The 22,863-nt window shown below is 52.8% G+C and carries 21 protein-coding genes; 11 read left to right on the top strand and 10 right to left on the bottom strand.

Annotated features, from left to right (window positions below; translation table 11 throughout):
* Window positions 1–267 precede the first annotated feature (267 nt).
* Window positions 268–1,137 carry a TIR domain-containing protein gene (locus ACNQ0W_RS14770; RefSeq protein WP_045295937.1) on the top strand — a complete coding sequence of 290 codons (870 nt, stop codon included), beginning with the start codon at window positions 268–270 and terminating at the stop codon, window positions 1,135–1,137.
* Window positions 1,138–1,227: 90 nt separating this feature from the next.
* On the opposite strand, the gene ACNQ0W_RS14765 is transcribed toward ACNQ0W_RS14770, so the two are convergent.
* Window positions 1,228–2,916: a recombinase family protein gene (locus tag ACNQ0W_RS14765; protein ID WP_417933210.1), complete on the bottom strand. Its 1,689-nt coding sequence runs from the start codon at window positions 2,914–2,916 to the stop codon at window positions 1,228–1,230.
* Window positions 2,917–2,927: 11 nt separating this feature from the next.
* On the opposite strand from ACNQ0W_RS14765, the gene rlmI reads away from it, so the two are divergent.
* The gene (gene rlmI / locus ACNQ0W_RS14760) at window positions 2,928–4,157 is read left to right on the top strand and encodes a 23S rRNA (cytosine(1962)-C(5))-methyltransferase RlmI (protein ID WP_045335128.1); all 1,230 of its coding nucleotides are present in this window, start codon (window positions 2,928–2,930) and stop codon (window positions 4,155–4,157) included.
* A gap of 60 nt (window positions 4,158–4,217) precedes the next feature.
* Complete coding sequence (gene hspQ, locus ACNQ0W_RS14755) at window positions 4,218–4,535, top strand: heat shock protein HspQ (RefSeq protein ID WP_003858136.1); 318 nt, start codon at window positions 4,218–4,220, stop codon at window positions 4,533–4,535.
* A 32-nt stretch (window positions 4,536–4,567) separates the two neighbouring features.
* Here hspQ and ACNQ0W_RS14750 read toward each other — a convergent pair whose 3' ends face one another.
* A complete protein-coding gene (locus tag ACNQ0W_RS14750) occupies window positions 4,568–4,981 on the bottom strand; it encodes a CoA-binding protein (RefSeq protein ID WP_062932079.1) in 414 nt (137 codons plus the stop codon).
* Window positions 4,982–5,152: 171 nt separating this feature from the next.
* On the opposite strand from ACNQ0W_RS14750, the gene csgI reads away from it, so the two are divergent.
* The gene (gene csgI / locus ACNQ0W_RS14745; RefSeq protein ID WP_045344706.1) at window positions 5,153–5,815 is read left to right on the top strand and encodes a curli synthesis inhibitor; all 663 of its coding nucleotides are present in this window, start codon (window positions 5,153–5,155) and stop codon (window positions 5,813–5,815) included.
* A gap of 80 nt (window positions 5,816–5,895) precedes the next feature.
* A complete protein-coding gene (gene mgsA, locus ACNQ0W_RS14740) occupies window positions 5,896–6,354 on the top strand; it encodes a methylglyoxal synthase (protein WP_045344707.1) in 459 nt (152 codons plus the stop codon).
* 53 nt (window positions 6,355–6,407) lie between these two features.
* Here the strand turns inward: mgsA and helD are convergent, their stop codons facing one another.
* Window positions 6,408–8,462, bottom strand: a complete 2,055-nt coding sequence (gene helD, locus ACNQ0W_RS14735; protein WP_062932080.1) for a DNA helicase IV — start codon at window positions 8,460–8,462, stop codon at window positions 6,408–6,410.
* Between the two features lie 122 nt (window positions 8,463–8,584).
* Here helD and ACNQ0W_RS14730 point away from each other — a divergent pair, with 122 nt between their 5' ends.
* The gene (locus tag ACNQ0W_RS14730) at window positions 8,585–9,031 is read left to right on the top strand and encodes a YccF domain-containing protein (RefSeq protein ID WP_003858149.1); all 447 of its coding nucleotides are present in this window, start codon (window positions 8,585–8,587) and stop codon (window positions 9,029–9,031) included.
* An 18-nt stretch (window positions 9,032–9,049) separates the two neighbouring features.
* Complete coding sequence (gene yccS, locus ACNQ0W_RS14725; RefSeq protein WP_062932081.1) at window positions 9,050–11,212, top strand: YccS family putative transporter; 2,163 nt, start codon at window positions 9,050–9,052, stop codon at window positions 11,210–11,212.
* Here the strand turns inward: yccS and ACNQ0W_RS14720 are convergent.
* Window positions 11,169–11,795, bottom strand: a complete 627-nt coding sequence (locus tag ACNQ0W_RS14720; protein ID WP_023299743.1) for a TfoX/Sxy family DNA transformation protein — start codon at window positions 11,793–11,795, stop codon at window positions 11,169–11,171. The two genes, yccS and ACNQ0W_RS14720, sit on opposite strands and share 44 nt — an antisense overlap.
* Before the next feature lie 217 nt (window positions 11,796–12,012).
* On the opposite strand from ACNQ0W_RS14720, the gene sulA reads away from it, so the two are divergent.
* Together sulA and ompA are read left to right on the top strand one after the other, a co-directional pair.
* Window positions 12,013–12,522: an SOS-induced cell division inhibitor SulA gene (sulA, locus tag ACNQ0W_RS14715; protein WP_032104231.1), complete on the top strand. Its 510-nt coding sequence runs from the start codon at window positions 12,013–12,015 to the stop codon at window positions 12,520–12,522.
* 356 nt (window positions 12,523–12,878) lie between these two features.
* Window positions 12,879–13,931, top strand: coding sequence for a porin OmpA (gene ompA / locus ACNQ0W_RS14710; protein WP_003858156.1), 1,053 nt, complete (start codon window positions 12,879–12,881; stop codon window positions 13,929–13,931).
* A 65-nt stretch (window positions 13,932–13,996) separates the two neighbouring features.
* On the opposite strand, the gene matP is transcribed toward ompA, so the two are convergent.
* Window positions 13,997–14,449, bottom strand: a complete 453-nt coding sequence (gene matP, locus ACNQ0W_RS14705; protein WP_116329903.1) for a macrodomain Ter protein MatP — start codon at window positions 14,447–14,449, stop codon at window positions 13,997–13,999.
* Between the two features lie 186 nt (window positions 14,450–14,635).
* Between matP and ACNQ0W_RS14700 the strand changes: the two genes are divergently transcribed.
* The gene (locus ACNQ0W_RS14700; RefSeq protein ID WP_062932082.1) at window positions 14,636–16,396 is read left to right on the top strand and encodes an AAA family ATPase; all 1,761 of its coding nucleotides are present in this window, start codon (window positions 14,636–14,638) and stop codon (window positions 16,394–16,396) included.
* Window positions 16,397–16,464: 68 nt separating this feature from the next.
* Complete coding sequence (gene fabA, locus ACNQ0W_RS14695; RefSeq protein WP_000227926.1) at window positions 16,465–16,983, top strand: bifunctional 3-hydroxydecanoyl-ACP dehydratase/trans-2-decenoyl-ACP isomerase; 519 nt, start codon at window positions 16,465–16,467, stop codon at window positions 16,981–16,983.
* 71 nt (window positions 16,984–17,054) lie between these two features.
* Here fabA and rmf read toward each other — a convergent pair whose 3' ends face one another.
* The 5 genes from rmf to ACNQ0W_RS14670 form a co-directional block, all read right to left on the bottom strand.
* The gene (gene rmf, locus ACNQ0W_RS14690; protein ID WP_003858162.1) at window positions 17,055–17,222 is read right to left on the bottom strand and encodes a ribosome modulation factor; all 168 of its coding nucleotides are present in this window, start codon (window positions 17,220–17,222) and stop codon (window positions 17,055–17,057) included.
* A 254-nt stretch (window positions 17,223–17,476) separates the two neighbouring features.
* On the bottom strand, window positions 17,477–18,043 hold the full coding sequence (pqiC, locus tag ACNQ0W_RS14685; RefSeq protein ID WP_015570900.1) for a membrane integrity-associated transporter subunit PqiC: 567 nt from the start codon (window positions 18,041–18,043) through the stop codon (window positions 17,477–17,479).
* Complete coding sequence (gene pqiB / locus ACNQ0W_RS14680; RefSeq protein ID WP_015570901.1) at window positions 18,040–19,680, bottom strand: intermembrane transport protein PqiB; 1,641 nt, start codon at window positions 19,678–19,680, stop codon at window positions 18,040–18,042. Before pqiB ends, pqiC begins: the two co-directional genes overlap by 4 nt.
* Before the next feature lie 4 nt (window positions 19,681–19,684).
* Entirely contained in the window at window positions 19,685–20,938 is a 1,254-nt protein-coding gene (pqiA, locus tag ACNQ0W_RS14675; protein ID WP_017693685.1) for a membrane integrity-associated transporter subunit PqiA, read from the bottom strand.
* A 13-nt stretch (window positions 20,939–20,951) separates the two neighbouring features.
* On the bottom strand, window positions 20,952–22,859 hold the full coding sequence (locus ACNQ0W_RS14670) for an ABC transporter ATP-binding protein (protein WP_062932083.1): 1,908 nt from the start codon (window positions 22,857–22,859) through the stop codon (window positions 20,952–20,954).
* Between the last annotated feature and the right edge of the window lie 4 nt (window positions 22,860–22,863).

Genomic DNA, 22,863 nt, shown 5'->3' with positions numbered 1-22,863 from the left:
AAACAGTACTTCTTGGTATATTTTTTACACAATTGTTAACTGCCAATCTTCGCTTCACTTGACGGGACTAGCTTTGCTCGCAACATAGGCTGCCTTCTATTGTGACTAGCTATATTTGACATGCTGAAACTAAACAGGGTTCATAAACATATCATCCAAAAAAAAGTACTTTCAAAAGCGCGGCTTTAACGGCAGATGGAGATCTGCCCTAAGACAATTTATAATTATAATCACTCATTCAAAACTGTGTTTCATGAGGTTAATCAATTGCCAAAGCTTGATTTTTTGCATACTGACTTCGAACGAGTTAGTTACCTTGCTAACCTTTTAACTGCTCGTGCAACTGGCCTTTCATATGATGAAGAAGAGTATGTAATGTTAAGGAACAAGTTAATCAACGATTCTGTCCTTTCAACATGGATGCCCAGTTTTGTCAGGCAACACCGGAGCCTTGACTCCTTTTGGTCCTTCATAAAAACCAAATTCGGTACTTATGCTGAACGGCGAACCTTTATTTCAGCACAATTTACCCCATTGTTGGACTTCTTAGAATTCGGCGAATCTGTGCAGCCCTCAACGCAGAGGGCTCATAAACCAGAAGTACAGCCCTGGTTTCAACAGCCTACTTCAGGCATTGATAGTTCGTATAACCAAGCAGAGATTTTCGATCAATTTCCTAAAGTTACACGAAACAAAAGGAAAGTATTCATCGTTCATGGTCGGGATAATGAAGCCAAGCAGGAAGTAGCTCGATTCATTTCAGACTTGGGTCTCGAGCCGATAGTCCTACATGAACAAGCAAGCCAAGGTCGAACCATCATCGAAAAAATAGAACGCTACACGAATGACGCAGATTTCGCTCTTGTGCTCTACACGGCATGTGATCATGGTCGTGGTGCAAGTGATACTAAAGTCCCGCCTCGTAATCGCGCACGGCAAAATGTTGTATTCGAACATGGCTATCTTATGGCAAAACTTGGCAGGGAAAACGTTTGTGCTCTGGTGAAAGGAGACATTGAAACACCAAATGATATTAGTGGCGTAGTTTACGTACCCTTAGACACCTCTGGAGCCTGGAAAATGAGCGTCATTACTGAGCTTAGGTCATGTGGTTATGAACTTCGCTCCTTGTTCTGAGAATTGACCCCTTCTTGCAACTTTGAAGCGGTCAATAAATTTTGAAGAACACGACCGCTAATTACTATCCTGCCATAATGAACATACTGGCTAAATATCAAAGATGTCATCCAAAGTACGTTCTTGCAGAGCCTTCATCTGTAAATGTTTCTGTCGGATACGTTCGATGAACTCCTCAGGCCCCACCAGATAATCTAAGTGATCATGTAGTATTATCCCTTCACTTTGCATAATCTCTGCGTTGTTAATGCTATGAACATCAACATGTACACGTCTTTTATCACTAAAAAATCGAATGACATCGCCATCATTAAATTTTATTTCGAAAAGATGGCCCTTTGTTTTAATCGTTGTGCAGACAATAGATAACGTACTTGCTTGTATTTTTTGTTTAATTTCCAACCGTTCCGTATTGAATACATCTCTATAATCTTTAGGCACAGCCCCCCAGCTCACAGAAGAATTAACCCCAGCTTCGGTAACTAACTCATCATTCAATTTTTTTTGCAATTCTTCTATCTGTTTCTCGAGTTCGATTAACTTGATGTTCAAACCCTGTGGAGCAGTATCTTCAAGAAGCATATCCATACCACGGTTATACTTTCTTTTCGCTTCAACAAGCATTGCCTGTATCGCCCCAACATTCGAAGTATGAGTTTTCACATCTTTGAAAATCTTGTCGGCACATATCTGAACGATTGCATTCTCAATTGAAGCACCATTAAAGGACTTTGCACCGCAGTGCATGCGCTTATCTAATGACTTCATACCATCCCAGCGGTATCTGATTTTGTCGTACTGAAAGAACGCAACCATTGCTGCTCCGCATCCACATTTAAAGCGTCTGATCCCAGTTAACAAAGGAATATAGTTATTTGGTTCGTTAGCGAGTTTACGGTTGATAACGTTTTGTAAACTGTAAAATTCATTTTCGCTGATAACCTGAGGGTAATACCCCTTCAGAATATGTTCAACTCCATCAACGCGAATTGATTTTTCACCCATTAGCGTTCTTGATTGCAGAAAGTTACAAATGAGTTTTGGAGACCAAAGGTCTTTGAAATGCTTTCGCTTAGCAGTTCCTTTCGGAGGGGTATAATTTTCATTGAGATGCTTTGCTATTCTCATATATCCCCATCCTTTCAATCGAAGTGAAACAATCAGTTTTGCTATCGGAAAGTAATATTCATGCGGTCGAACAGTTCCGTCTGATACATCAGACCAAAAAACGTTCGCACCAGAGTTGCGTATTGCATGCGGATAACCATTATCTGCTCGAACACTAGCATTGAATTTGTTGATTTTAAGTTGCGTTGCCGATTTTTGACGTTGCGACTTCACCATGCTTTCCTGATTGGCTCGCGAAAAGGTCATAATGGAAAGCATCAATTCCATTGGATTATCCGTTACACTTGATTTGGTGTAGATGCGGTTATCCATCCCGGTGTAGATGGTTATCCCCAATTCAAGCAACTCCATGAACAACCCTTGAGCTTTCAGTATTGCATCACGACTTATTCGATCTAAACTTTCGACGGTAAGCCACGAATCGCTAGCAATTTGACCTACCTTCACAGCTTCTATGAATGCACCTAAGCTGCCTTTCTCAAGATGTTTCGATCTAAACGCAGATAATCCAGCATCAATGATTTCAACAAGCTCTAAATCGTTTTCATGTGCTACCCTACGCGCCGTTTCCAATTGACGCTGTAGTGATGAACCTTTTGCCTGTTTATCACTCGACCAACGTATATAACTGTATAGCTTACGTTTTTCCATGGGAGTACCTAATGAACATAGCACAACAAAACCAAAAAACAGATTTTACAAGGTTTTCCCGTTTAGTGTTAGCCAAAGGGCGCGAGAAGTCATTACTGCGCCGTCATCCCTGGGTCTTTTCCGGCGCGGTTGCCCGCATGGAAGGTAAAGCCAGCCTCGGTGAAACCATCGATATTGTTGACCATCAGGGGAAATGGTTAGCACGCGGCGCATACTCGCCTGCATCTCAGATCCGCGCGCGCGTCTGGACGTTCGATAAAGAAGAAACCATCGATATCGACTTCTTTGTCCGTCGTCTGCAACAGGCGCAGCAGTGGCGCGAGTGGCTGGCAAAGCGTGACGGGCTGGACAGCTATCGTCTGATTGCCGGTGAATCCGACGGGCTGCCGGGCGTGACCATTGACCGCTTCGGCAATTTCCTGGTGTTGCAGCTGCTGAGCGCCGGGGCGGAATACCAGCGTGCCGCGCTGATTAGCGCCCTGCAAACCCTGTTCCCGGAATGTGCCATTTACGACCGCAGCGACGTGGCGGTACGTAAAAAAGAGGGCATGGAGCTGACGCAAGGCCCGGTTACCGGCGAACTGCCGCCTGCCCTGCTGCCTATCGAAGAACATGGCATGAAGCTGCTGGTGGATATCCAGGGCGGCCATAAGACCGGTTATTACCTCGACCAGCGTGACAGCCGTCTGGCAACGCGCCAGTACGTTGCCGATAAGCGCGTGCTGAACTGCTTCTCTTATACCGGCGGCTTTGCGGTCTCTGCCCTGATGGGCGGCTGTGCTCAGGTAGTGAGCGTCGACACCTCACAGGAAGCGCTGGACGTGGCGAAGCAGAACGTTGAGCTGAATAAGCTGGATCTGAGCAAAGCGGAGTTTGTGCGCGACGACGTGTTCAAACTGCTGCGTAAATACCGCGACCAGGGCGAGAAATTTGACGTCATCGTGATGGACCCGCCGAAATTTGTGGAAAACAAAAGCCAGCTGATGGGCGCCTGCCGTGGCTATAAAGACATCAACATGCTGGCGATCCAGCTGCTGAACCCGGGCGGCGTGCTGCTGACGTTCTCCTGCTCTGGCCTGATGACGACAGATTTATTCCAAAAAATCATCGCCGATGCCGCAATAGATGCGGGTCGTGATGTACAATTTATAGAGCAGTTCCGTCAGGCCGCCGATCACCCGGTGATCGCTACCTACCCGGAAGGGCTGTATCTGAAAGGGTTTGCCTGTCGCGTCATGTAACTTGAAAAGAGAAATATTGCCCGCACATAGTGTGTATGTAATGTTTCCCGGGAGGTGACTATGATTGCCAGCAAATTCGGTATCGGCCAGCAGGTCCGCCACACCTTGCTTGGATATTTGGGTGTGGTCGTGGATATCGACCCGGAGTATTCCCTTGATGAACCGTCAGCAGACGATCTGGCCGTTGACGCAGAGCTTCGCGCCGCGCCCTGGTATCATGTGGTTATGGAGGGCGACGATGGTCAGCCTGTCCATACCTATCTTGCCGAAGCGCAGCTGAGTGGTGAACTACAGGATGAGCATCCGGAACAACCCACTATGGACGAGCTTGCTCAGACCATCCGCAAACAGTTACAGGCACCAAGACTGCGCAACTAAAGGTGTAAAAAAGCCCGTCAAACGGGCTTTTTTTATTTTGCCAGCCCCAGCCGGGGAATATCGATTGCCGGACAGCGATCCATCACCACCTTCAGCCCGGCATCGCGCGCCAGCACAGCCGCCTGCTCATTAATCACGCCCAGCTGCATCCACAGCGTTTTCGCGCCGATGGCAATCGCCTCCTGCGCCACGCTCCAGGCCGCCTCTGAATTACGGAAAACGTCCACCATGTCCACCTTTTCCGGCACGTCCGCGAGCGTCGCATAGCCCTGCTGGCCCAGCAGCGTTTTCCCCGCCACCTTCGGCGAGACCGGGATCACTTGATAACCCTGATCCAGAAGGTATTTCATGACCCGATAGCTTGGGCGATCCGGTTTATCGCTCGCGCCGACCAGCGCGATAGTGCGTGTGGACGTCAGAATCTCGACAATGTCGTTCTCTTTCATGCTCTTCCTCCTGGTTTTTTTCAAAGTGTACGTCAAAGCGGACATCTCAACCACGCATCCCATACAGAAGTATGAGGGCAAAACGGCAGAATATGTCTATATGTTAGTAAACGTGTTTATCGAAAACTTTTGATACATTCTTACCGGGTAGTTTGTCTACAGGAGTCTGCTATGAAAACCGGCATTGCCTGGGCTATGGTTGCGTTAATCATGCCGGTTTGTGTTTTCGCAACCACCCTCAGACTCTCAACCGACATTGACCTGCTGGTGCTGGACGGGAAAAAAGTCTCCAGCTCCCTGCTGCGGGGTGCAGACAGTATCGAGCTGGATAACGGCCCTCATCAGGTGGTTTTTCGGGTGGAAAAGACCATTCGCCTCGCCGACAACGAACAGCAGGTGTACATTTCTCCTCCGCTGGTGGCCAGCTTTAATACCCAGCTTATCAGCCAGGTCAATTTTCGTCTCCCGCGCCTTGAGACAGAAAAGGAGTCACTGGCATTTGATGCCTCGCCGCGCATTGAACTGGTGGACGGGGACTCCATGCCCATCCCGGTAAAACTGGATATTCTGGCGCTGACAAAAAGGTCAAAGGGAACAGACTATGAAGCGGACACCGAGACCTACAACAGGGCCAGCAGGCGCGCCTCGCTGCCCCAGTTCGCCACCATGATGGCGGATGACAGTACCCTGCTTTCGGGCGTATCGGAGCTGGATGTACTCCCCCCTCAGTCGCAGACCCTTACTGAGCAACGCCTCAAGTTCTGGTTCCAGAATGCCGATCCGGACACGCGCGCCCGTTTTCTGCAATGGGCGAAGCAACAACCTTCGTCGTAAGCCACATTTTTTCGTCCTTTCTCTTGCAGCATCAGCCAGTTCCCGTCATCGTGTAACGAGGTAACCTCACGGATAAGATTATGGAACTGACAACACGCACACTTCCGGCGCGCAAGCACATTGCTCTGGTTGCGCACGATCACTGTAAACAAATGCTGCTTAACTGGGTTCGTCGCCATCAGCCTCTTTTACAGCGTCATGCCCTTTCTGCCACGGGAACAACCGGCAACCTGATCCACCGCGAAACCGGTCTGGAAGTGAATGCCATGCTGAGCGGCCCGATGGGGGGTGACCAGCAGGTAGGCGCTCAGATTTCAGAAGGTAAAATTGACGTTCTGATTTTCTTCTGGGATCCGCTGAACGCGGTTCCGCATGATCCGGACGTTAAAGCACTGCTGCGTCTGGCGACGGTGTGGAACATTCCGGTAGCCACCAATCTTTCAACGGCAGATTTCATCATTGAATCGCCGCAGTTTAACGATCCGGTGGAGATTTTGATCCCGGATTATCAGCGTTATCTTGCGGAGAGACTGAAGTAGTTTTTTGCCCGGTGGCGCTGCGCTTACCGGGCCTACAGAATTTGCCCGGCGCGTTACGGCTTTCTCGCCACCGGCACGTCAATACTCTTCAAAATATCGACAAACACCGACGGCTCCTCTTTGTTGAACAAGAGCCACACGCGATGGCGCGCGCGGGTTATCGCCACGTACAGTAAGCGCCGCTCCTCTGCATCCGGGAAATCTTCCGGAACAGGCAATAACGCCTCTTCCATCACGGATTCCCGCGCCGGTGCCGGGAAACCGTCGCTCCCCTCTTTTAGCCCCACCACAATCACGTAGTCGGCCTGCTGCCCTTTACTGGCGTGAATGGTCATAAAATCGAGCTGTAGTTTTGGCCAGCGCGTCGCCGCTTTGTCCAGCGCCGTCGGCTTGAGGTGGTGATAACGCGCCAGCACCAGAATGCGCTCATCTGGTTTCGCATAGCCGCTCAGTTTATCCAGCAGCGGTTCCAGCTGATCGTCCGCCAGCAGCGTGACGGCCTTTTTATCCCCAGACCTCAGGCTGTTAAGCGGTTTCGACAGCTGATGCGGGTTCTGCTGTATAAAACGGTTGGCTATTTCGCCAATCCGCGAGTTGAAGCGGTAAGTGGTGTCCAGATCGCTGCGATCGCCTTCCCCAAAATAGTGGTGGAAGGCCGTGGTGAGGGATAGTTGCGCCCCGCTGAAACGGTAGATAGCCTGCCAGTCATCGCCCACGGCAAACAGCGACGTGTGTTTATTCTGCGCCCGCAGCGCCGAAAGCAGCGCAGCGCGCTGAGGCGAGATATCCTGAAACTCATCCACCAGAATGTGTTTCCACGGGCTGACGAAGCGCCCTTTCTCCAGAATAATTATGGCCTGATGGATCAGCCCGGAAAAATCGACCGCGTTTTCGTCTTTCAGCGCGGTTTTCCACGCTTTCAGCATCGGCGCCATCAGCTTAACCCGCTTAGAAAACACGGCACGGATAGACTCCGGTGCGCTTTCTGTCATCTCCGCCTGAGAGCCGCCGTGCATGCGCATCAGGCTTACCCACCGGTCGAGACGAGAGCCCAGCCGGCGCGCCAGTTTTTCATCCTGCCAGAAGCTGCCCTCCGGCACCTCCCAGTTGAGTTCCTCTTCAAGCCACTGACGCCAGCCTTTCGCCTGCGCCTTTTTTTCACTGCACTGCTGACGCCATGCCTTGATAAACAGCGCCTGGCGAGCCTGAGCGTCATTTTCCAGCTTGCTGACAACAGGGACTTTTTTGCTGCCCTGTTGAATGATGTGTAAAGCGAGGGAGTGGAACGTGCGCGCCGAGATATCCTGGGTATGCAAACGCGCCTGAATGCGCTCATCCATCTCCTGCGCAGCCTTGCGACCAAAGGCCAGCAGCAAAATCTGGTCGGCAACCGCCTCGCCCGTTGTCAGAAGCCAACCCGCGCGCGCCACCAGCACCGACGTTTTGCCGCTCCCGGCGCCTGCAAGCACCAATAAAGACTGCTCGCCATTCACCACGGCGCGCGCCTGGGCAGGATTGAGGGGTGATGACTCCACCGTACTGAAAAAATCGGCATATTGCGTAAGCATCGCCTCAGTCCAGGCCTGGTTATGCGCCAGACGGCTTTTCTCGATATCGCTCAGCCAGGCCTGACACTTCCGCCACGCGTCGCGGCAGTTATCAAATTCCTCAAGCCGCGCCACCGGTAAAGGCAATGCCGTCAGCGCCTGGGCAATTTTTTGCTGAAGCCCGGCGGTTTGCTGGCGCGTCAGCCACTTCTGCTGCGTATTGCTTAGCGCGATATCGTCCAGCACCTGATGCAGCACCTGTGCGGCTATCACGCTCATCTCCTGGCTCCACTGCTGCCAGCGCGTGTTCAGATGATGGTGGAAGCGTTGGGTTTCCGCCCACTCGGTCCCGTGGAGTCGCACCACTTTGTCTGCCGGCAGGACGAACTCCAGCTCCCCCCATACCAGCCCTCGTTTACAATGAATGGCCAGTAGCTGATTAAACGGAATAAGGTATTCGTGGCGTTCACCGGAGACTTTCACTCCTGCATTGAGCAGGACAATCTTGTCGTAAGGGTGCTGCGCCAGGCGTTTGCCCATTGAAGTTGCTTTCAGTTCCATATCCTGCCGGATCCACGAGGTCATAATTTGTCAGACAGTTTAACTGCCAGTTTTAAGGTGCTCCAGCCCAAAAAAACGTTACAATCACCGGGCGTTAATCATATCGAAGGAAATGAGGGTTTATGCGTACCGTTCTGAATGTGTTGAATTTTGTCCTTGGCGGTTTTGCCACCACCCTTTCCTGGCTTTTTGCCACCCTGGTGAGCATCGTGCTCATCTTCACCCTTCCGCTGACGCGCTCCTGCTGGGAAATCACCAAACTCTCCCTCGTTCCTTATGGAAATGAAGCCGTACACGTGGATGAGCTGGAGCCGGAAAGAAAAAATGCCCTGATGAATACCGGCGGCACGCTGCTGAATATTTTATGGCTGATCTTCTTTGGCTGGTGGTTGTGTCTGATGCATATCTTCGCCGGTATCGCCCAGTGCATCACGATTATAGGCATTCCGGTTGGCATCGCTAATTTCAAAATTGCCACCATCGCCCTGTGGCCGGTAGGACGCCGTGTTGTCCCGGTCGAAGTCGCGCAAGCCGCGCGTGAAGCCAACGCCCGTCGCCGTTTTCAGTAATAAGGACTGGCCGCACTCATGCTAAGCCCCCTGCTTCGTCGCTATACGTGGAACAGTAACTGGCTGTATAACGTCAGGATCTTTATCGCCCTTTGCGGCACCGTCGCTCTGCCGTGGTGGCTGAATGACGTGAAGCTCACCATCCCCCTCACGCTTGGGGTGGTGGCCGGCGCGCTGGCGGATCTCGACGACCGCCTGGCCGGTCGTTTGCGTAATCTGGTCATCACGCTGGTCTGCTTCTTTATTGCTTCCGCCTCCGTTGAGCTGCTTTTCCCCTGGCCCTGGCTGTTTGCCTTAGGGCTGACGGTATCCACCAGCGGCTTCATTTTGCTCGGCGGCCTCGGGCAACGCTACGCCACTATCGCCTTTGGCGCCCTGCTGATTGCCATTTACACCATGCTGGGCGTCTCTCTTTACGATCAGTGGTATCAGCAACCGGTCCTGCTGCTGTTGGGCGCTATCTGGTATAACCTGCTGACCTTAACCGGACATCTTATTTTTCCGGTTCGTGCCTTACAGGACAACATTGCCCGCAGTTACGAACAGCTGGCCCACTATCTGGAGCTGAAATCCCGGCTGTTTGATCCGGATATTGAAGAGGACAGCCAGGCGCCCCTGTACGATCTGGCGCTGGCAAATGGCCAGCTGGTCGCCACGCTGAATCAGACCAAAGCGTCTCTGCTCACCCGTCTGCGCGGCGATCGCGGTCAGCGCGGTACCCGGCGCACACTGCACTACTACTTTGTCGCCCAGGATATTCACGAGCGCGCCAGCTCCTCGCATGTGCAGTACGCTGACCTGCGCGAGAAATTCCGCTACAGCGACGTGATGTTCCGTTTCCAGCGCCTGCTGTCGATGCAGTCTCAGGCCTGCCAGCAACTTGCGCGCTCAATACTGCTGCGCACGCCCTATCAGCACGATCCGCGTTTTGAACGCGCCTTCAGCCACCTGGATGCGGCGCTCGATCGCGTTCAGGCCAGTGGGACATCACCGGAACAGTTCAAAGCCCTGGGATTCCTGCTCAACAACCTGAGAGCCATCGATGCTCAGCTCGCCACCATTGAATCTGAACAGGCGATGGCGATGCCGGGTAATGACGCTGACAACCAGCTTGCCGACGACAGTCTCAACGGTTTCAGCGATATGTGGCTGCGCCTGAGCCGTCATTTTACGCCGGAATCCGCCCTCTTTCGCCATGCGGTGAGGATGTCGCTGGTACTGTGCGTCGGCTACGCGTTTATCCAGATAACAGGATTGCACCACGGCTACTGGATCCTGCTGACCAGCCTGTTTGTCTGCCAGCCGAACTATAACGCTACCCGCCATCGGCTCGCGCTGCGTATTGTCGGGACATTAGTCGGGGTCGCCATCGGGCTGCCGGTGCTCTACTTTGTGCCATCCGTAGAAGGGCAACTGATCCTGATTGTGATTACCGGTGTACTGTTTTTCGCCTTCCGCAATGTGCAGTACGCCCACGCCACGATGTTCATCACGCTGCTGGTGCTGCTCTGCTTCAATCTGCTGGGTGAAGGCTTTGAAGTGGCCCTCCCCCGCGTGATCGACACGCTAATCGGCTGCGCCATCGCCTGGGCGGCGGTGAGCTTTATCTGGCCTGACTGGCGTTTTCGTAACTTACCGCGCGTGTCCGACAGAGCAATGAACGCCAACTGTCGCTATCTGGATGCTATTCTTGAGCAATACCATCAGGGCCGCGATAACCGTCTGGCCTATCGGATTGCCCGTCGCGATGCGCATAACACGGACGCAGAGCTGGCTTCCGTTGTCTCGAATATGTCAACTGAGCCGCGCGCCACGGCAGAAATCCGGGAGACAGCCTTCCGCCTGCTGTGTCTGAACCACACGTTCACCAGCTATATCTCTACCCTCGGCGCCCACCGAGAGAAACTGACGAATCCGGGCATCCTGGCGCTGCTGGACGATGCCGTTTGCTACGTTGATGATGCGCTTCATCATCAACCTGCGGATGAGCCACGGGTTCACCAGGCACTGGATGAACTAATGCAACGTATCGCACACCTTGATCCAGGCACCGACAACAAAGCTCCGCTGGTCCTTCAGCAAATTGGCCTGCTTATCGCTTTGCTGCCGGAAATTTGTCGGCTGCGCCAGCAGATCGCTACCTGGCGGAATGATGGCCCTGCGACTCAGGCAGCGCATTAAACCACTCCGTAAGCTCCCGGCGAATATCCGCCGGGAGTGCCGCTTCATGTAACCCTTCAATGGCGCCTTCAAGCGCGAACAATACCCGGATACTCAGCGCTTTATTCTTAGAGCGCATTTTCAGCCAGCTCGTCTTCGCCCCCAACTGCCGTAGCGTCTCTTCATTGGTAATGCCCGCCTCCATAAGCAGGACCTCAATCTGAAAGGTCAGGTTCGGCAGATCTTTAAGCCGGTTACGCTGATGACGCTGGTAGCGCTCTTTCCTGGCGGCATCGAGCGCAAACGAGGAGAGCTGAAGCAGCTTTTCCCTGTTTTGCCACAGACCTTCATCCACACGGTAGTAATTAAGCAGCACTGGCCGTCCTCGTTTCATCAGTGTCAGAAAAGAGGAGGCGTTTTTTACACAGTATTTTGCACTTTGCTCACAGGCGCGAAGGTACAGCTCGCCGTCAGACACCATCGCGAACACCGCTTCATCCACGGCCAGGGTATAACCGCCAAACAGGGCGCGATGATGAATTTCGCCCAGCGGAGAGAGGTATTCCTGAGATTGATAAATCCGATCATAAGATATCTTTTTCATGATAATTCCATTAAAAATCATACAGTAAACACGATATTTCTTACTAACGGATCCGTTAGCAGGAAAATAGGCAACTTATTGCCGTTGGGCAAGATGATTTTTTCAGGTTCACCAGGAATGGATGAAATTTGCGAGTCGCTTTCCGAAAATGAGGTTGATCTTTATGCACACACGGGTTACTGTATATCCATACAGTAACTACAGGGCTGGAATGAATATGTACACTTCAGGCTATGCAAATCACTTAACACCTTCCACTTCTGCCGCAGGCAATGCTGCGCAGAATTCTATCGGGCGTGTATCGACAGGGCTTATCAGTGAAGTGGTTTACCGTGAAGACCAGCCGCTGTTAACACAACTCTTACTCCTGCCGCTTTTGCAGCAGCTCGGGCAACAGTCTCGCTGGCAGCTCTGGCTGACGCCACAGCAAAAATTAAGTCGTGAATGGGTTCAGTCGGCTGGCCTGCCGTTAGCGAAGGTGATGCAGATTAATCAACTCTCCCCTTGCGATACGGTCGAGTCGATGGTCCGGGCATTACGTACCGGGAACTATAGCGTCGTGATTGGGTGGTTGCCTGAGGATCTGTCGCAAGAGGAACATTTGCGTCTGTCTGAAGCGGCTGAAGAAGGTAACGCGATGGGTTTCATCATGCGGCCAGTTCGTGGAGATTCCTATCGCAGAGGACAACATCCCGGGCTAAAAATTCACTCAAATGTGTACCATTGAGTAATTTTAAGAGTTTTCCTGGAATTTTTTTCGACCGCAGTATGCAAAAAAAGTTCAACGCGCCAAAACTGCGGCAAGGCTTGTCTGACGCGGTTCTCGTTAATTTTACTGCACAAAATTCGTTCAAAAATTGTTAAATATTAGGTATACGGAACTTTTTTTTTCATATGCCTGACGGACTTCACACTTGTAAGTTTTCAGCTACGTTGTAGACTTTACATCGCCAGGGGTGCTCGGCCTAAGCCGAAGATATCGGTAGGTTTATATTTGACCACGCCCCCCGGTGAAGGATTTAACCGTGATTCCTCCGATGGAGATATTCATGGCAAATTTTGGATGATAACGAGGCGCAAAAAATGAAAAAGACAGCTATCGCGATTGCAGTGGCACTGGCTGGCTTCGCTACCGTAGCGCAGGCCGCTCCGAAAGATAATACCTGGTATGCAGGTGGTAAACTGGGTTGGTCTCAGTTCCATGACACCGGTTGGTACGACAGCGCAAACAACAATGATGGCCCAACTCATGAGAGCCAGCTTGGTGCAGGTGCGTTCGGTGGCTATCAGGTTAACCCGTATGTTGGCTTCGAAATGGGTTACGACTGGTTAGGTCGTATGCCTTACAAAGGCAACGAAACCAATGGCGCTTTCAAAGCTCAGGGCGTACAGCTGACCGCTAAACTGGGTTACCCAGTAACTGACGATCTGGACGTGTACACCCGTCTGGGCGGCATGGTATGGCGTGCAGACTCCAGCAACAGCCGTGCTGGTGACGACCACGACACGGGTGTTTCCCCAGTATTCGCTGGTGGCGTTGAGTGGGCAATGACCCGTGACATCGCTACCCGTCTGGAATACCAGTGGGTTAACAACATCGGTGACGGTGCTACCGTTGGCGTTCGTCCAGACAACGGCATGCTGAGCGTTGGTGTTTCTTACCGTTTCGGTCAGCAGGAAGATGCGCCAGTCGTAGCTCCAGCTCCGGCTCCAGCTCCAGAAGTACAGACCAAGCACTTCACTCTGAAGTCTGACGTTCTGTTCAACTTCAACAAAGCTACCCTGAAACCAGAAGGTCAGCAGGCACTGGATCAGCTGTACACCCAGCTGAGCAACCTGGATCCTAAAGACGGTTCTGTAGTGGTTCTGGGCTTCACCGACCGTATCGGTTCTGACGCTTACAACCAGGGTCTGTCTGAGAAACGTGCTCAGTCTGTAGTTGATTACCTGGTATCTAAAGGTATCCCAGCTAACAAGATCTCCCCACGTGGTATGGGCGAATCTAACCCAGTTACCGGTTCTACCTGTGACAACGTGAAACCACGCGCTGCACTGATCGACTGCCTGGCACCAGATCGTCGCGTAGAGATCGAAGTTAAAGGTATCAAAGACGTTGTAACTCAGCCTGCGGCATAAGTTATCGTCTTATAAAAAAACCCCGCGATGCGGGGTTTTTTATTATCTGAAGAAAAGTAAAAAGCTTATTTTTTACCTAACAGTGCCTGTAGATCGTTCTTCAGCGTCGACATCTGGCTGGCATACTTCTCTTTGTGCTCGGCATCTTCAATCAGCTGCACCACCGTTTCCGACAGGGTTTTCCCGCGCCGTTGCGCAAACCCGGCCAGACGCTGCCAGACCATGAACTCCAGGTCGATGGATTTCTTACGGGTGTGCTGATGCTCGGCATTGAAATGCCGTTTACGACGAGCACGGATAGTTTGCTTCATCCGGTTTAACAAGGCCGGATTAATGTGTTTCTCAATCCAGCCGTTGACCAGTACCGGTTCGTTTTCGAGGGTCAGCAACATATCCACAGCTTCTTGTGCCGCGCTGGCTTCGATGTAGCAGGTGATCAGCTCCCCTTCACGGTGCTTTTTGACCAGGTACTTCCATTTCCAGCCGCTTTCGAGGTTTTCCAGTTGTTGATATTTCATTGCGATCTCAGTGTTACCGTGTAACTCTGTTCAGAATATCAGTTTTTTGGCAATCTGCTGAAAAGAAATCATATCCTGTGAAACGTCGCAGGCGATCCGCATGACGAAAACCCGAATCCTGATTGGGCAGAGTGCGCCGCTTACGGTATACTCCACGGTTTTACTTCTGACTAAAAAACATCAACTTTGACCATTACGAAACTTGCATGGCGTGACCTGGTTCCGGATACCGAGAGCTATCAGGAGCTGTTTGCACAGCCAGACCTCACAAAAGAACACGAATTCATACTTAGCGATACACAACCGCGTTTGCATTACGCGCTGGAGCAGATGTCATCCCCATGGGCTACATCTCCTTTCATGCTGCTCAAAGCCCCGGAAGAAGCCGAGTATCTGACGCTTCTCGGTGATGCCATGCGCCAGTTGCAGCCAAAAACGAATGCCGTTTTTGGTGGTCAGTATCATATTGCCGGACGTGAAGTGACGTACGAACCTGCCACGCAGGCAGACGGACAGTTCGCTGCAAAAGGCGAGGTGATTACCGCCAACTGGGTGGAAGCAGAACAGCTGTTCGGCTGCCTTCGTCAGTTCAATGGCGATGTGTCACTGCAACCCGGTCTGGTACACCGCGCGAACGGCGGCGTGTTGCTCATCTCCCTTCGCACCCTGCTTGCACAGCCTCTGCTGTGGATGCGCCTGAAAACAGTAGTGACGCAGCAACGTTTTGACTGGATAGGCTACGACGATTCACGTCCGCTGCCTGTTTCCATTCCGTCTATGCCGCTGTCGCTGACCGTCGTGCTGACGGGTGACCGTGAATCTCTGGCTGATTTCCAGGAAATGGAGCCAGAACTCGCGGAGCAGGCGGTTTACAGCGAATTTGAAGACAATATTCAGATCGCCGATGCCGATGACATGGCGCAGTGGTGTCAGTGGGTTATGGCCGTGGCGGAACGTTTCGCGCTGCCCTCGCCTGCCGAGGATGCGTGGCCGGGCTTAATCCGCGAGGCCGTACGCTACACCGGCGATCAGGAAACCCTGCCGCTCTGCCCGCTCTGGATCGGTAAACAGCTGCGTGAAGTGGGCGTTATCAGCGGCAACGGTCCGTTTACCGGCGAGCAGCTTAGTCAGATGCTGGCCCAGCGTGAATGGCGTGAAGGTTATCTTGCTGACCGTATGCAGGATGAAATTCTGCTGGAACAGATTCTGGTGGAGACCGAAGGCGAACGTATCGGGCAAATCAACGCCTTGTCCGTCATCGAGTTCCCCGGACACCCGCGCGCCTTTGGCGAGCCTTCCCGTATCAGCTGTGTCGTGCACATTGGTGACGGCGAATTTACCGATATCGAACGCAAGGCCGAACTGGGCGGAAACATTCATGCCAAAGGCATGATGATCATGCAGGCATTCCTGATGTCTGAACTTCAGCTGGAGCAGCAGATCCCCTTCTCTGCCTCGTTGACCTTTGAGCAGTCCTACAGTGAAGTCGACGGCGACAGCGCCTCGATGGCAGAGCTGTGCGCCGTGATCAGCGCGCTTGCAGACGTACCGATTAATCAGAATATTGCGATTACCGGTTCCGTAGATCAGTTTGGTCGTGCTCAACCGGTGGGTGGACTGAATGAGAAAATCGAAGGCTTCTTTGCTATCTGCCAGCAGCGCGGTTTAAACGGCAAACAGGGCGTGATTATTCCGGCGCCTAACGCTCGCCATTTGAGCCTGAGCCAGGCGATTCTGGATGCGGTAGAGCAGGAACAATTCGCCGTCTGGGCCATCGAAGGGGTTGAGGATGCTCTACCCTTACTGACAAACCTGGTCTGGGACGGCGAAGGCCAGACAACCCTGATGCAGACCATTCAGGAACGTATAGCTCAGGCGACACAGCAGGATGCTCGTCATCGTTATCCGTGGCCGTTACGCTGGTTAAGTTGGTTTAGTGCTAACTGATCGGACTTGTTCAGCGTACACGTGTTAGCTATCCTGCGTCCTTCACTAAAATAAGGCTTACTGAGAACATGGTAGATAAACGCGAATCCTATACTAAAGAAGACCTTCTTGCCTCTGGTCGCGGTGAACTGTTTGGTGCGAAAGGCCCGCAGTTACCGGCCCCAAATATGCTGATGATGGACCGTGTCGTGAAAATGACCGAAACCGGCGGCAACTTTGATAAGGGTTACGTAGAAGCAGAACTCGATATCAACCCGGACCTGTGGTTCTTCGGTTGCCACTTTATTGGCGATCCGGTAATGCCTGGCTGCCTGGGCCTCGATGCCATGTGGCAGCTGGTTGGCTTCTATCTGGGCTGGCTTGGCGGTGAAGGTAAAGGCCGTGCGCTGGGCGTAGGCGAAGTGAAATTCACCGGTCAGGTTCTGCCTACCGCGAAGAAAGTCACCTACCGTATCCATTTCAAACGCATCGTTAACCGCCGCCTGATTATGGGCCTGGCAGACGGTGAAGTGCTGGTAGATGGTCGTCTTATCTATACTGCGAACGACCTGAAAGTGGGTCTGTTCCAGGATACCTCCGCTTTCTGATAACGGCATTTAGCCCCTTCCAGAAAGGCGAAACCTCCGCATTGCGGAGGTTTCTTTTTAAAGAGACGGTATCAAGCAAGTACTGCCCTGTCTCCGATGGCTTCTCGCCAGCCCCCTAGCCATTGGGACCTTTGATTCAGGGCCTGATAGGGACACATTTCTTTTGAACGTCCGGCGATGCCAGCCTGATAACCACGTTGATGAGCCCTTTCCAGGCGATCTCGTTTCTGTCTCTTCATGCCTCGTTTCCCTCATTCTTTTGTCTGGTGGAAAGAAAACAGTGATTGCAATATGTGCAAGCACAGTTAACGAATACCCCGAATCGGCGTCAGCGTCAACGTTCAAAATTCATACGGGTGTCATATTTGTGAGCTACATGGAAGATCGTTTGTACAAAAAATGTGACGCGGGACAAGTAACAAACTGAACATAAAACGAAAAAAAAGCCGCAATCAGCAAGAAGCTGAGTGCGGCTTTCGTCGATGAATTTTACTTATGGCAGCCGGGAAATCTCTCTTGCGATAGCAGCCGACTCCTGTGCCCACCCCTGCGCAAGCACTTTCACCATTTCGTCATAGCCATCTTTCTGCTGCTTCAGTTCCAGATGGAAAGGACGCTTAATCAGCTGGCCCTGATGATTCAAGAGCCACTCCCCGCTGATAACAACCGCACCATCATAGCGGCCATGGAATCCCGTCACGTTAACATTCAGGGTATCCTGATCGCTTCCCAGAGGCTGCGAGGCGACTACCCAACCAGGGAGCTGGCTGCTCAGATTCGCCACCAGCGTATTGCGTAGCTGCTGATCCAGCGGGCTGGCCCACAGGTTATTGTTGGCGATAACGTACTGCACATCGCTGGTCTGGTAGACCACCCCGTTGCCCGCCAGATAATCTGGCACGGCAACCTGTTCAACCCACAGCAGACGGCTGCCCTGCGAGCTGCTACTCTGCGCACCGGATTGCGCGCTTAACGGCAACTGGTAGTAGCTTTTGTTATCGCTTCCAGAGCTACAGGCCGTTAATACCAGTGCGCCTGCGATGATTAGCCATTTTTTCATTGTTTCGCCCTCTTAGGCTCAGGATCCTTTTTGTCTTTCGCTTCAAACACCAGCGCGTTGCTCTTTTCATTGAGCGTTTTCAGAACGGGCTGTAGCTCGCGTAAAACCTGATCAAGACGTTGCATATCCGCCACCATCTTGTTGTAAGCCGCTGAGCCCGGCTGGAAGCCCTGCATACTGCGATTCAGTTCGCGCAACGTTTTCTGCATATCCTGCGGCAGCTGCTGCATGGACTGGTTGGCGGTGATCTTGTTGATATTATCCAGCGTGGTTTGCAGACGTTGCATCGTCGCCTGGCTCTGATGCAGTGATCCCGTCGCGGCCTCAAGCATTGGATTCAGCGGCAGATTGTTGATCTTATCCAGTGTTTCCATCAGGCGCTGTTGGATCTGCGCCAGGCCACTGCTGACCGTAGGAATGATTTTGTAGCCGCCAAATTCACGGATCCCCGTCATTGGTGGCGCTTTTGGATAGAAGTCCATATCGACATATAACGCCCCTGTGACCAGGTTGCCAGTTTTCAGCGAGCCACGCAGACCGCGATTCATCAGATCGCTGATATGCTCCCCAATATCCTGGTCCTCGCCTATCTGGTTAATCAAACGCTCAGGCTCAATGCGGATCAGCACCGGAATACGATAATCATCATCAAGCATCTGCTTGAGTCCCGGAACAAAGTAAGGCACTTGTCCCACGGTCCCCAGACGGATACCGCGGAACTCAACTGGCGCCCCAGGCTGCAAGCCGCGTACAGAGTCCTTAAAGAACATCAGGTAGTCGATGTGATCGGTATAGAGCGCATCCTGAATGCTTTTTTGATCGTCAAACAGCCTGAAGGCGGTTTTCTCCGCCACCGGTTGTCCCAGATCTATACCTTCCGGCACATCAAAACTGACGCCCCCACCAAACAGCGTGGTGAGTGAACCCATCTCAACGCGCATCCCCGCAGAGGTCAGATCCACCGCGATCCCGCTGTCTTTCCAGAAGCGAACGTTGCTGGTCACCAGGCGGTCATTAGGCGCATTGATAAAAAGCTGATAGCTGATGGTCCGTTTTTGCGGATCGAAGGTGCTTGTTTCAACCGAACCGACGCGATACCCACGGAACAGCACCGGATCGCCCGGCGAGAGCTGGCCCGCTTTTTTGCTGTCCAGAATAACGCGGATCCCTTTTGCATCCGGTGGCGCAAGCGGCGGTGAATCCAGCAGCTGATAGTTTGCTGGCTGGGCGCCTTTGTTGCCGGGCTGGAGTTCGATGTAGGCCCCTGACAATAGCGTCCCTAAGCCGCTGATCCCTTCTCTTCCGACCTGCGGTTTCACTACCCAAAAAACAGAATCTTCATGGAGCAGTTTTTCCATGCCGGCATTCAGGCGGGCCTTGATTTCAACATGGGTTAAATCATCCGTCAGGGTAGCGCTTTCCACGACACCCACATCCACGCTGCGGCTCTTGATGGTGGTTTTTCCGCCCTCAATCCCCTCTGCATTGGTGGTAATTAGCGTGACTTCCGGTCCCTGATGGCTGTAATGATAAAACAGGATCCATGCACCGATCAGCGCGGTCACGATGGGGAAAATCCACACCGGCGACCAGTTTCTGACCTTCTGCACTTTAGCCTCTCCACTCTTATTTTCCATGCTCTTACTCTTCCTCATGGCTTGAATCGGGCTCACGATCCCACGATAAACGAGGGTCGAAGGTCATGGCCGCAAACATGGTCATAATGACGACCAACGCAAACATCAGCGCCCCCATAGCGGGATAAATACTCATCAGCCCCCCCATACGCACCAGCGCTGAGAGAACCGCAATCACGAACACGTCAATCATCGACCAGCGGCCAACAAATTCCACGACCTCATAAATCAGATGCATACGCTCGCTGTCTCGCTTACCGTGCCCTTTTGCATCCCAGCAAAGCCAGGCAATGGCAATCATCTTTAAGGTCGGAACCATAATACTGGCGAGGAATATGACGCCTGCTACAGGGTAAGACCCCTCGCTCCACAGCAAAATCACCCCGGCCAGTATGGTCGAGGGCATTCTGTCGCCGAGCAGATCGGTGATCATGATCGGCAAGATATTGGCGGGCAGATAGAGCATGACAGAGGTCACCAGCAGCGCCATGGTCCATTGCAGGCTATTTTTACGCCGGACGTGACCTTTTGTTTCACAGCGTGGACACACCTCGACATCCGCGGGCAGCACGGCGGTGCAGCACGAGCAGGAGCGAAGCCCCTGACGGATACCCGGTACGCCCACCTTTACCGTCTGCGAAAGCGTCGGCGCCGGGGCAATATCGTCCCAGGCCCAGCGTCGGTCCACGCACTGGAACGCGCGCAGTTGTAGCACGCAGTACAGACACCACGGAATAAAGCTGCTGCCAATCCCCACATCGCCGTAGGCCATCAGCTTCACGAAGCTGACCAGAATACCCGCGAGAAAAATTTCCGCCATCCCCCAGCTTTTTAGCTGGAACAGGATCCGCGCGAGTTTGATTTTAAGGACAGTGGGCATCCTGACGCGGTTGACCAGCAGCAGAATGACGACCAGGCAAAAAGCCGGGACGATCTGCACGAAAAGAAGAAAGAAGGTGCCAAGGCTGGCGTAATCTTCCGAGAACATCACGCCTGGAATTTCCAGTAAATCCACCTGGCTGGTCATCCCGCCCACTTTCATATAGATGAAAGGGAAGAGATTGGAGAGCAGTAACATGAATAAGGCTGCCAGCGCATACGCCGTAGGACGCTGCCTTGGCGCGTCCCACTCGGTCGTCAGCGTAGCGCCACAGCGCGGGCAGGCAGCCTTATGTCCGTGACCGAGCTCTGGCAACGCCACGAGCATATCGCATTGCGAGCATAATATATGCCGATCGGCATGGTGCTGGTCACACATAGATTATCCCTGTTTATGCGCCGTTTTTCAGAGACTCAAGGTACTCCCAGCGCTCAAATGCCTCTTCCAGCGCCTGTTCAGCCTGGGTGAGTTCAGCCAATACTTTCTGAGTATAGTCGTGAGGCTGCGTAAAGAATGACGCATCAGCGACCTGAATTTGCAGTGCTTCCAGCGCAGCTTCCAGCTCTTCCAGACGCTGCGGCAGCCCCTCCAGCTCGCGCTGCAAGTTATAACTCATTTTAGCAGGAGACTTTTTGACAGTTTCTGCCTTTGCAACAACAGGTTCAGCGACATTTTTGGTCTTCTCCTGTTTTTGCGCCAGCGACTGCGATTGCTGTCCACGCGCGTCATGATAGCCGCCCACATATTGCCCGATGCGTCCTTCGCCTTCGAAGATCCAGCACTCGGTCACGGTGTTATCGACAAACTGACGATCGTGGCTGACCAGCATCACAGTGCCCTGGTAACCATCAATCAACTCTTCCAGCAGTTCCAGCGTTTCGACATCCAGATCGTTAGTCGGTTCATCGAGAATCAATAAGTTACTGGGTTTCAGGAACAGACGCGCCAGCAAAAGACGGTTACGTTCTCCGCCGGACAGCGCGCGCACCGGCGTCATGGCGCGTTTCGGGTGGAACAGGAAGTCCTGAAGGTAGCCCAGCACGTGACGCGGCTTGCCGTTAACCATGACCTCCTGTTTACCCTCGGCGAGGTTATCCATCACCGTACGGTCTGGATCCAGCTCGGCGCGGTGCTGGTCGAAGTACGCCACTTCCAGTTTGGTCCCGCAGTGGATACGACCGCTGTCGGCCTGGAGCTGGCCGAGCATCAGTTTCAGCAGCGTGGTTTTACCGCACCCGTTCGGGCCGATCAGCGCGATTTTGTCGCCGCGCTGAACCTGAGCGGAGAAATCGTTCACCAGCACTTTGCCGTCAACCGAATAATTCACGTTCTCCATTTCGAAGACAATCTTGCCCGAGCGGGACGCCTCTTCCACCTGCATTTTGGCGCTACCCATGACTTCACGGCGTTCGCTACGTTCGCGGCGCATCGCCTTCAGGGCGCGAACGCGGCCTTCGTTACGGGTACGACGCGCTTTAATGCCCTGACGGATCCAGACCTCTTCCTGCGCCAGCTTGCGGTCGAACTCGGCATTTTGCAGCTCTTCGACGCGCAGGTTCTCTTCTTTCTCCAGCAGATAGGTATCGTAATCGCCCGGATAGGTCACCAGCTTGCCGCGGTCGAGGTCGACAATGCGCGTGGCCATGTTGCGGATGAACGAACGGTCGTGGGAGATGAAGATAATGGTGCCGTTAAAGGTTTTCAGGAACCCTTCCAGCCAGTCAATCGCTTCGATATCCAGGTGGTTCGTCGGTTCGTCCAGCAGCAGCACCTTAGGCCCGCTCACAAGGGCACGGCCCAGCGCCGCTTTACGCAGCCAGCCGCCGGAGAGCGCCGACAGCTCCATATCCGCTTCCAGGCCAAGCTGGGCCAGCACTTCGTTAATGCGGTTTTCCAGCTGCCACAGACCGTGGTGATCGAGCATCTCCTGCACTTTTGCCAGCTCGTTGAGATTCTTGTCGCTCGGGTCCGTCATCACCAGATGCGAAATCTCGTGGTAACGCTTGAGGTATTCCGCCTGCTCTGAAATCCCTTCCGCCACAAAATCGTACACGCTGCCGGTGACGTTACGCGGCGGATCCTGTTGCAGACGAGAGACGATCAGATCCTGCTCGTAAACAATACGGCCGTCGTCCAGCCCCTGCTCACGGTTGAGGATCTTCATCAGCGTCGATTTACCTGCGCCGTTACGGCCGACCAGACAGACGCGCTCGTTATCTTCGATATGCAGCTCTGCATTATCGAGAAGCGGTGAGTCGCTGAAAGAGAGCCACGCGCCGTGCATACTAATTAAAGACATTTAT

The organism is Enterobacter cloacae complex sp. 6730903 (genome assembly GCF_048283985.1).
GTDB lineage: Bacteria > Pseudomonadota > Gammaproteobacteria > Enterobacterales > Enterobacteriaceae > Enterobacter > Enterobacter hormaechei_C.
Note: the sequence above shows the minus strand (reverse complement) of the source record. Positions and strands in the feature narration are given on the sequence as shown.

Coding starts and splice junctions, on each gene's coding strand:
- ACNQ0W_RS14750 (WP_062932079.1), bottom strand. CDS start 4,981: ATGAAAGAGAACGACATTGTCGAGATTCTGACGTCCACACGCACTATC.
- pqiC (WP_015570900.1), bottom strand. CDS start 18,043: ATGAAAAAATGGCTAATCATCGCAGGCGCACTGGTATTAACGGCCTGT.
- csgI (WP_045344706.1), top strand. CDS start 5,153: ATGAAAACCGGCATTGCCTGGGCTATGGTTGCGTTAATCATGCCGGTT.
- hspQ (WP_003858136.1), top strand. CDS start 4,218: ATGATTGCCAGCAAATTCGGTATCGGCCAGCAGGTCCGCCACACCTTG.
- yccS (WP_062932081.1), top strand. CDS start 9,050: ATGCTAAGCCCCCTGCTTCGTCGCTATACGTGGAACAGTAACTGGCTG.
- ACNQ0W_RS14720 (WP_023299743.1), bottom strand. CDS start 11,795: ATGAAAAAGATATCTTATGATCGGATTTATCAATCTCAGGAATACCTC.
- pqiB (WP_015570901.1), bottom strand. CDS start 19,680: ATGGAAAATAAGAGTGGAGAGGCTAAAGTGCAGAAGGTCAGAAACTGG.
- helD (WP_062932080.1), bottom strand. CDS start 8,462: ATGGAACTGAAAGCAACTTCAATGGGCAAACGCCTGGCGCAGCACCCT.
- ACNQ0W_RS14670 (WP_062932083.1), bottom strand. CDS start 22,859: ATGTCTTTAATTAGTATGCACGGCGCGTGGCTCTCTTTCAGCGACTCA.
- matP (WP_116329903.1), bottom strand. CDS start 14,449: ATGAAATATCAACAACTGGAAAACCTCGAAAGCGGCTGGAAATGGAAG.
- rlmI (WP_045335128.1), top strand. CDS start 2,928: ATGAACATAGCACAACAAAACCAAAAAACAGATTTTACAAGGTTTTCC.
- fabA (WP_000227926.1), top strand. CDS start 16,465: ATGGTAGATAAACGCGAATCCTATACTAAAGAAGACCTTCTTGCCTCT.
- rmf (WP_003858162.1), bottom strand. CDS start 17,222: ATGAAGAGACAGAAACGAGATCGCCTGGAAAGGGCTCATCAACGTGGT.
- ACNQ0W_RS14765 (WP_417933210.1), bottom strand. CDS start 2,916: ATGGAAAAACGTAAGCTATACAGTTATATACGTTGGTCGAGTGATAAA.
- ACNQ0W_RS14730 (WP_003858149.1), top strand. CDS start 8,585: ATGCGTACCGTTCTGAATGTGTTGAATTTTGTCCTTGGCGGTTTTGCC.
- mgsA (WP_045344707.1), top strand. CDS start 5,896: ATGGAACTGACAACACGCACACTTCCGGCGCGCAAGCACATTGCTCTG.
- sulA (WP_032104231.1), top strand. CDS start 12,013: ATGTACACTTCAGGCTATGCAAATCACTTAACACCTTCCACTTCTGCC.
- ompA (WP_003858156.1), top strand. CDS start 12,879: ATGAAAAAGACAGCTATCGCGATTGCAGTGGCACTGGCTGGCTTCGCT.
- pqiA (WP_017693685.1), bottom strand. CDS start 20,938: ATGTGTGACCAGCACCATGCCGATCGGCATATATTATGCTCGCAATGC.